The organism is Rudaea cellulosilytica DSM 22992, assembly GCF_000378125.1.
GTDB lineage: Bacteria > Pseudomonadota > Gammaproteobacteria > Xanthomonadales > Rhodanobacteraceae > Rudaea > Rudaea cellulosilytica.
Genome location: NZ_KB899241.1, coordinates 2,243,988 through 2,253,357 on the forward strand (window position 1 = coordinate 2,243,988; position 9,370 = coordinate 2,253,357).

Below are 9,370 nucleotides of genomic sequence, written 5' to 3' on the forward strand. Positions count from 1 at the left end.
TGGTGCGAATGCCGGTCGGCGCCAAAAGGGTCGACAAGAATAGCCGAGATAAGGTTGCTGGCGTAATCTTTTGTAATGGCGAATCGCATCGCTACGCTTTGCGCGCGAACGCGGTAATTTCCTCGCGATCGTGATAGAGCTGCTTGGCGCGAACATCCGCCTTGGTGCCGAGCGCTTCGCGCAGCAGATCCAGGCACAGGCGCGTCTCGTCGTAGCGCTTCTTCATCGGCAGCTTGAGATTGAAAATCGCGTAGCTACACAGCCCTTCGCTAAGCCACTGCGCAATCAGTGCGGCCACGCGTCGCGGCTGCTCGACCATGTCGCACACGAGCCAGTCGACCGACTTCTGTGGCCGCCAGCGGAAGCCGTCGGCACGCACGTGAGTGACGAGGCCGGATTCCATCAGCGAGGCGTCCATCGGACCGTTGTCGATCGCGGCAACGCGCAGGGAACGGCGCACGAGTTGGTATGTCCAGCCGCCGGGTGCCGCGCCGAGGTCGACCGCACTCATGCCTGGCTTGAGCCAGCGCTCGCGCTCGCCGTCGTCGAGCAGCACGAGGAATGCCTCGTCGAGCTTGAGGGTCGAGCGGCTCGGTGCCTCGCGTGGAAACTTCAGCCGCGGGATGCCCTGCGGCCAGGATGAGCTTTGCGCGAGATCGCCTTCGCACAAATATACTTTGTCGCTTTGTGGAAAGAACGCATGCAGTCGTTGCGTGGCGGCCGGCTCGATTAGGCGCGCCTTCTTCATCGCGCCGGCGAGCGCGCTGCCGAAGCTGCGGCAGAACGGCGCGAGCGCCTTGCCGTCATTGGTGTCCGGCGCCTCGACGAGCACCTCGCTGTAGCGCGCACCACGCTCGCGCAGCGCGCCGAGGATAGGGGTGATGCGATCGCGCACTGGCAACTGCTCCATCAGCGCGAAGCAGGGCAGCGCCTGGCGCGCGAAGATCAACGCGCGCGGTTGTGCCAGCCTTGCCAGGCCTTCTTCGTCCGTTTGGTTGGATGTTGTGACGTACTCCACAAATCCGCTGTCTGCCAAGGCGCGCACGTGCCCGAAAATGCCGAGTCCGGCCGCGTGTGCGCTGATCTCCTGTGCACATTCGCTTTCGAAGCCTGCGCGGCAATACAGGATGATGCGTGATGTCGAATCGGAGTGGTTCAATTCGGTTGATGTGCGGTTGCAATGAGGGGTAGAGTCTAACCACTGGGGATCATGCCGACCATTCGGCTTAGCGCATTCGCGCAGAATGGAGTGGGGACACTCAGACGACGGAACCGGCCGCGCGAGCGCGGCACGGGGTCTTTGTTGGTGCATTGAGGAGAGCATCGAGATGAGTTCGAATTTGATTCGGCCCTGCCTGTTGGCGGCCGGCATTGCGGCGTGTCTGGTGACAACGGCGGCGACGCAGGCCGGCCCCGTGGCTACGGGTTCAGTACGCGCTGCGAGCGCGGACAGCGTCGCCAATGTTGCCGGTAAGACCTATATCGTCATGTTTTCCAAGCCCTCCGTGGCGCTGCGCGATCGCGCGCTGAAGTCGGGCGCTGCGAAGAGCCTCGAGACGACCGCGACCATCCCGTTTTCAACCAAGGCCAATGGCCGCGCTCATATGGACATGCGCAGCGACGCCGCGCGCAGCTACCGCGCGAGCTTGGTCGCCGAGCAGGCGCAGCATCGGCAGTCAATCGAGAAGACGCTGGGCCGATCGGTACCGTTCGCGCGCACGTTCCAGCACGCGATCAACGGTGCGGTTATGGTGCTCGGCGAAAAGGAGGCGGCGCAGGTGCGTTCGCTGCCGGGCGTGATCTCGGTCGTGCCGAGCCGCACGATCTACCCGGACGATGACGTCAGCTCGCGCTTCATCGGCGCCGATGTCCTCTGGCGTGGCAACGGCCGGCGTCCGCCAGGCGACGGCTTCGCCTACCCGACGCTCGACAGCCTGTTCGGCGACCTGAACGGCGGCTCGGGCTACAAGGGCGATGGCGTGGTGATCGGCGTCATCGATACGGGTTACAACAGCCAGAGCCCCTCGTTCCAAGCCACCGACGCGAGCGGCTACGCGGTGACCAATCCATTGGGTAGCGGAACGTATCTCGGTGATTGCGACGTGTCGGACATCAGCTTCGGCGGCTGCAACGACAAGGTCATCGCGGTCTACGACGAATACAAGCGTGGTCAGGGCGAAGCGGGCGTCAACGTCGAGGACACAAACGGTCACGGCAGCCATACGGCGAGTACCGCCGGCGGCAATGCACGCTCAGGCAGCATCCTTAGTTTCCGTGCGAATCTTTCCGGCATTGCGCCGCACGCGAATCTTTCGATTTTCAGCATCACCCCGCCAGGCAGCGGCTCGGCGAGCGACGCTTCCGAGATTGGCGCGATCGAGGATGCGATCAGCGATGGCGTGGTCGATGTGCTGAACATGTCGTTCGGCGGCTGCAGCGAGCCGAGCTACTGGAGCGATCCGGTTTCGCTCGCTTTCCTTGCCGCCCAGGATGCGAACATCTTCACCGCGCTGTCCGCCGGCAACACGCGGCCAGTAACGACGTGCGCGCGTCAGTCTTCGCAATCGCCTGGAACGCTGGGCAATGCGATGCCTTGGGTGACCACGGTCGCCGCAAGCACGCCGCCTGCGGGCGAGGCGACGATGCAGTTGAGCCTCAGTGGCCCGGGCAAACCTCCGGCGGCTACCCAAGCCGTTGCTCTTACCGAGGGAACTTACGATACGCCGCTGACGGCGTCGCTTCCGCCCAGCACGAAGATCGTACTGAGCCCTCAGTTCGACGCGGGAGACCCCGGCAGTTCGAAGGCGCCCACGCATGGCACGGACGGATGCACTGCCTATCCCGCGGATACCTTCAAGGATGCGATCGCGCTGATCAGTCGCGGCACTTGCGGGTTCGCCACCAAGGTGCCGAATGCCATTGCCGCCGGCGCCATTGCCGTGGTCATTTCCGACAATCGCGTCGAGTCCCCGTTCAGCCCGACGGTCGGCCCCCCCACGGTCGACGTGGCGGTGTTCTCGACCAGCCAGTCGGATGGGCTCGCTTTGCAGGCTTACCTGGCGGCGAATGCGGGCAAGGGCACGGCGTTGTTGGGTTATCCCGACTCGCGGCCGGCCGGTCAAGGGGACGTCCTTGCCAGTTTCAGTCTGCTCGGCCCGGTGTTGACGCCGGTCCCGTTCGACGTCATCAAGCCGGACATCGCCGCACCGGGCGTCGGTACGCTGGCAGCGTTCAACAATGCCTATGTGCCGCAGACGGGCGTCATCCTGTCCAACGACGATCCGGATGCCGTCGCCTTCGATAGCGGCACGTCGATGGCGTCGCCACATATCGCCGGCGCGGCGGCCCTGCTCGTGCAGGCGCACCCCGACTGGACCGCCGCGGAAATCAAGTCGGCGCTCATGATGACGGCGACGACGAATGGTCTGACCAAGGCGGACGGCAAGACTCCGGTGGACGTGTATGACGCGGGCTCGGGTCGCGTTCAAGTAGACAAGGCTGCGGCCGCGGGTCTGGTTTTGGATGAGGTTGCCGACAATTATTTCACCGGTGATCCCACTCAGGGCGGCGATGCCAGCGCGTTCAACATTGCCAGCATGCAGAATTTCCATTGCGCAGGCGGCTGCAGCTTCACCCGTACTTTCCGCAGCACCCAGACGGCGACGACCACCTGGACGACGAGTTCGCTTGGGGCGCTGGCAGACAAAATCACGATTGTTCCGTCGACATTCTCGGTTCCAGCGGGCGGAACGGTCACACTGACGTTCAGTGTCGACGCCGGGCAACTCGTCCCCGGGGCCGGATACGGTACGGGCAAGGTCGTCCTTTCCCCGGCGCCGAATCCGCTACCGAACTATCAGACGCTGTCGGATTTGCACTTGCCTGTTTCCGTGGCCGTGCCGACAGCGGCGATGACGACCTCGTCCAATGTCGTGAACATCGACCTGGCGGGGGCGCCGACCGGCAGTGCGACGTTGGACTTCGCCAACGTCGGTGGCGGAAAGATGACCTTCAATTCCGCGGCTCAAGGGGCTGCCCCGCTGACTTGGATCGACCAGAAGGACAACGCCGGTTACTACTATTTCACGAGTACCCACTACCTCAGCCCGGGACCGGGAGATCTAGACCAATTCCTTGCCGACGACTTTGTCGTTTCCGGAGACAGCGTCGATCTGAGCACAATCGTCGCGGCAGGTCAGGCAGCTCATCCCCTGGCGTCGTTCGGCAGCAGTTTGCCGCTGCATTGGCGCATCTATCCTGACAATGGCGGACTTCCTGGGGATACCGCGGCGTGGAGCTTCGATGCGACGGCAGGAAGCGCGGGAGTCGACGTGACCGGCGACGTGATCAGGCTTGATCTGCTCGCGGCCGGGCAGGCCACCGGACTCGCGGCCGGCCGATACTGGGTCGTGGTTTATCCCGATCTTCCGTGCAACGACAAACGCGATGGCAATGGTTGCACCGAGGGCTGGAGCTGGGATACCAGCTGGTATGGCAACGATCAAGCGTGGGCCTATATCAACTCCGATCAAAACGCTGCTTGGTCGAATACCGGCACCAGCGGATACGGCCCCGGGTTGGCGTTAACCGTGACCACCCGTGTTTCCTGCGCGGGCAATCCGGGCTGGCTGGCCCTGACGCCGAAAGAAGGCGCCGTGACCGCTGGCGCTCCCGTTGAAGTGACTTTTACCGCGACGGCGGCGGGTTATGCGCCCAGCACTTCCGCATCGACCTATGTCTGTTTCAACGTCAACTATCTGGAGCCGTCCACGCTTACGGAGATACCGAAGGCGGTGATACCGATCCAGGTGAATGCCCACAATTAAGCGTTTGCAAGCGGGATTGCTTGAAGGAGGGGCGCGATGCGCCCCTTCCTTTGGAAAAAGCAGCGTCGATCCAGACCGATTTCGCGCCCCGCGTCGAGAGCTCGACGGCGGCAGGCAAGCACATCCGCGGTTGTTGTCAATGCCGCGCGATGCAGCTATCATCACCGGCCCTCGAGTGCGCGCTCTGGCGTTGCTTCGAGGGTGAGTGCGCTGCAAACGACATGAGGGGCACGATGCCCCTTGGAATCGTCACAAGGAGGTCCGACAAGACCCGAAGGCCTGAAGCTTGACGGTTTTGTTAAGCGCTAGTTATACTTTCGCTTCTTCGCAGCCCGGATCATGTTCGGGCTGCGTTTTCGTCTATCCCGTCGAGAAGCGCGGTCAGGATGACTGCCTTGCTGATCTTCGCGATCAGGACGATTGCAAAAAATTCATAATCCGGATCAAAAACAGCATGTCTACCGTCAATCAGCTCGTGCGCAAGTCGCGCAGCCCGAAGACCTACAAGAGCGCCTCGCCGGCGCTGGAAAATTGCCCGCAGCGCCGCGGCGTCTGCACGCGTGTCTACACGACGACGCCGAAGAAGCCGAACTCGGCTCTGCGCAAGGTCGCCAAGGTGCGCCTGACCAACGGCTTCGAAGTGATCAGCTACATCGGTGGCGAAGGCCACAATCTGCAGGAGCACTCGGTGGTGCTGATCCGCGGCGGCCGCGTGAAGGATCTCCCGGGTGTGCGTTACCACACGGTGCGCGGTTCGCTCGATGCGGCCGGCGTGACCAAGCGTCGCCAGAGCCGTTCGAAGTACGGCGCCAAGAAGCCGAAGGCTAGCTAATTTTCCGGGCTTCCATGCCCGGACCAGAGCGGCCGCATCTGGCCGCACTTTTCAAAAATTTACCCTGACAGGTGCCTCGGGCACTTGAGTATCAAGCGGTCTTCGTGGCCGCATCATTGAGAAGAGACTATGTCACGCAAAGGCAATACCCCTACCCGCGAACTCCTGCCCGATCCGAAGCACGGCAGCCAGCTGATCTCGCGTTTCATCAACATGGTGATGCAGAGCGGCAAGAAATCGATCGCCGAAGGCATCGTTTACGGTGCGATCGCTCACATCGGCGAGAAGAACGCCACGCCGCTCGAGCTCGTCGAAAAAGCGCTGCAGAATGTCGCGCCGGCGGTGGAAGTGAAGTCGCGCCGCGTCGGTGGTGCCACTTATCAGGTTCCGGTCGAAGTGCGCGCCTCGCGCCGCGTCGCCCTGGCGATGCGCTGGGTCATCGAGGCCGCGCGCAAGCGCAGCGAGAACTCGATGCCGCGCAAGCTCGCGGCCGAGCTGCTCGAAGCGTCGGAAAACCGCGGCGGTGCCGTGAAGAAGCGCGAAGAAACGCACCGCATGGCGGACGCGAACAAGGCCTTCTCGCACTATCGCTGGTAAATCTGCAATCTGCCCCCATTTAGTGGGGTCGCACGAGAACGGCGGTCGTGATGACCGCCTTCTCCCGTTTTGAAGCCACGAAATTCCTTTCACTCCGGCATAGCCGAACAACACTCTGATCCAGCAATCATGGCACGCAGCACGCCAATCGAACGCTACCGTAACTTCGGCATCATGGCCCACATCGATGCCGGAAAGACCACGACCACGGAGCGCATCCTCTTCTACACCGGCGTCAATCACAAGATTGGCGAGGTGCACGAGGGTGCGGCGACGATGGACTGGATGGAGCAGGAGCAGGAGCGGGGGATCACGATCACGTCGGCCGCGACGACCTGCTTCTGGACCGGCATGGATCGTTCGTTCCCGCAGCATCGATTCAACATCATCGATACGCCCGGGCATGTCGACTTCACGATCGAAGTCGAGCGTTCGCTGCGCGTGCTCGACGGTGCGGTATTCGTGCTCTGCGCGGTCGGTGGCGTGCAGCCGCAGTCCGAGACGGTATGGCGCCAGGCGAACAAGTACGGTGTGCCGCGCGTCGCCTTCGTCAACAAGATGGATCGCCAAGGCGCGGATTTCGACAAGGTCGTCGGCCAGCTCAAGGCGCGCCTCGGCGCGAATCCGGTGCCGATGCAGTTGCCGATCGGAGCGGAAGACGGTTTTGAGGGCGTGGTCGACCTGCTCAAGATGAAGGCCATCCACTGGGACATGGCATCCCAGGGCATGGAGTTCGAGTTCGGCGACATTCCGGCGGACCTGATCGACAAGGCCAAGGCGGCGCGCGAACACATGATCGAGTCGGCGGCGGAAACCTCCGAAGACTTGATGAACAAGTATCTGGAAGGCGGCGAGCTGACGGAAGGCGAAATCATTTCGGGTATCCGCGCGGGCACGCTCGCGAACAAGATGATTCCGGTGTTCTGCGGTTCGGCGTTCAAGAACAAGGGCGTGCAGGCGATGCTCGATGGCGTGATTCGCTATCTGCCTGCGCCGTCGGATCGGCCGCCAGTGACGGGGCACGACGAAGACGACAAGATCGAGGTGCGCAAGGTCGGCGACGGCGAGCCGTTCGCGGCACTCGCGTTCAAGATCGCGACCGACCCGTACGTGGGGTCGCTGACTTTCTTCCGCGTCTACTCCGGCACGTTGAACTCGGGCGATACCGTGTTCAATCCGATCAAGGGCAGGAAGGAACGTATCGGTCGTTTGCTGCAGATGCACGCGAACAACCGCGACGAGATCAAGGAAGTGCATGCGGGCGACATCGCCGCTGCGGTCGGTCTGAAAGACGTGACCACGGGCGAAACGCTGTGCGCGACCGACCACGTGATCACGCTCGAGAAGATGAGTTTCCCGGAGCCGGTGATCGCGATGGCGATCGAACCCCGGACCAAGAGCGACCAGGAGAAGATGGGCCTCGCGCTGTCGCGTCTTGCCCAGGAAGATCCGTCGTTTCGTGTGCGCACCGACGAGGAATCGGGCCAGACCATCATCGCCGGCATGGGCGAACTGCATCTGGACATCATCGTCGATCGCATGAAACGCGAGTTCAGCGTCGAGGCGAACGTCGGTAAGCCGCAGGTCGCGTATCGCGAAACGATCCGCAAGGCGGTCAAGCAGGAAGGCAAGTTCGTGCGCCAGTCGGGCGGTCGCGGCCAGTACGGCCACGTCGTCATCGAGATGGAACCGCTAGCGCGCGGTACGGGTTTTGAGTTCGAAAATGCGGTCGTCGGCGGCGTGATTCCCAAGGAATACATCCCGGCGGTCGAGAAGGGTATTCGCGAGCAGCTCGGCAACGGCGTGCTCGCCGGCTTCCCGGTGGTGGACGTGAAGGTGCGCCTGATCGACGGTTCGTACCACGAGGTCGACTCGAACGAAATGGCGTTCAAGATCGCCGGCTCGATGGCGTTCAAGGATGGCTTCGCGAAGGCCAATCCGGTCCTGCTTGAGCCGATCATGAAGGTCGAGGTGGTGACTCCCGAGGACTACATGGGCGACGTGATGGGCGATATGTCCCGCCGGCGCGGTGTGCTTCAGGGCCAGGACGAAAGTCCGTCGGGCAAGCTGATCGAGGCGCAGGTGCCGCTGGGCGAGATGTTCGGCTACGCGACCAGCCTGCGCTCGATGAGTCAAGGTCGCGCCACGTTCACGATGGAATTTGATCACTACGCCGAGGCGCCGGCCAACATCGCCGAAGCGGTGATCAAGAAAGGTTGATTCTTTAAAAGTTCATTTCGTTACATTTTATACATTGAGGTAGAGACGTCATGGCAAAAGGCAAATTCGAGCGGACCAAGCCGCACGTGAACGTAGGCACGATCGGTCACGTGGACCACGGCAAGACGACGCTGACGGCGGCGCTGACGAAGGTTGGTGCAGAACGCTTCGGTGGCGAATTCAAGGCATACGACCAGATCGACGCGGCGCCGGAAGAGAAGGCGCGCGGCATCACGATCTCGACGGCGCACGTGGAATACGAGTCGCCGAACCGCCACTACGCGCACGTTGACTGCCCGGGTCACGCGGACTACGTGAAGAACATGATCACGGGTGCGGCGCAGATGGACGGCGCGATCCTGGTGTGCTCGGCCGCGGACGGCCCGATGCCGCAGACGCGCGAGCACATCCTGCTCAGCCGCCAGGTCGGCGTGCCGTACATCGTCGTGTTCCTGAACAAGGCCGACATGGTGGACGACGCCGAGCTGCTCGAGCTGGTCGAAATGGAAGTGCGCGACTTGCTGAGCAAGTACCAGTTCCCGGGCGACGACACCCCGATCATCAAGGGTTCGGCGCTGAAGGCGCTCGAGGGCGACCAGAGCGAAATCGGCGTGCCGGCGATCATCAAGCTGGTGGAGGCGCTGGACACGTACATTCCGGAGCCCAAGCGCGACATCGACAAGGCGTTCCTGATGCCGGTGGAAGACGTGTTCTCGATCTCGGGCCGCGGCACCGTGGTGACCGGACGTATCGAGCGCGGCATCATCAAGGTCGGCGACGAAATCGAAGTGGTCGGCATCCGTCCGACGCAGAAGACGACGGTGACGGGCGTGGAAATGTTCCGCAAGCTGCTCGACGAGGGCCGTGCGGGCGACAACGCGGGCCTGCTGCTGCG

At 62.7% G+C, this 9,370-nt stretch carries 6 protein-coding genes; 5 read left to right on the plus strand and 1 reads right to left on the minus strand.

Going from position 1 to position 9,370, the window contains the following annotated elements; genetic code table 11:
• Positions 1–91: 91 nt before the first annotated feature.
• Positions 92–1,159: a 23S rRNA (cytidine(2498)-2'-O)-methyltransferase RlmM gene (rlmM, locus tag F455_RS0109800; protein ID WP_018973114.1), complete on the minus strand. Its 1,068-nt coding sequence runs from the start codon at positions 1,157–1,159 to the stop codon at positions 92–94.
• Positions 1,160–1,328: 169 nt separating this feature from the next.
• Between rlmM and F455_RS0109805 the strand changes: the two genes are divergently transcribed.
• The 5 genes from F455_RS0109805 to tuf form a co-directional block, all read left to right on the plus strand.
• Positions 1,329–4,826, plus strand: a complete 3,498-nt coding sequence (locus F455_RS0109805; RefSeq protein ID WP_018973115.1) for a S8 family serine peptidase — start codon at positions 1,329–1,331, stop codon at positions 4,824–4,826.
• 454 nt (positions 4,827–5,280) lie between these two features.
• Positions 5,281–5,658, plus strand: a complete 378-nt coding sequence (rpsL, locus tag F455_RS0109810) for a 30S ribosomal protein S12 (protein WP_018973116.1) — start codon at positions 5,281–5,283, stop codon at positions 5,656–5,658.
• 129 nt (positions 5,659–5,787) lie between these two features.
• Positions 5,788–6,255 (plus strand): 30S ribosomal protein S7, encoded by a 468-nt coding sequence (gene rpsG / locus F455_RS0109815; RefSeq protein ID WP_018973117.1) that lies wholly within the window; start codon positions 5,788–5,790, stop codon positions 6,253–6,255.
• Positions 6,256–6,384: 129 nt separating this feature from the next.
• On the plus strand, positions 6,385–8,475 hold the full coding sequence (gene fusA, locus F455_RS0109820) for an elongation factor G (RefSeq protein WP_018973118.1): 2,091 nt from the start codon (positions 6,385–6,387) through the stop codon (positions 8,473–8,475).
• A 50-nt stretch (positions 8,476–8,525) separates the two neighbouring features.
• Positions 8,526–9,370 (plus strand): elongation factor Tu (gene tuf / locus F455_RS0109825; protein WP_018971197.1); only part of this gene is annotated, 845 nt, incomplete at its 3' end.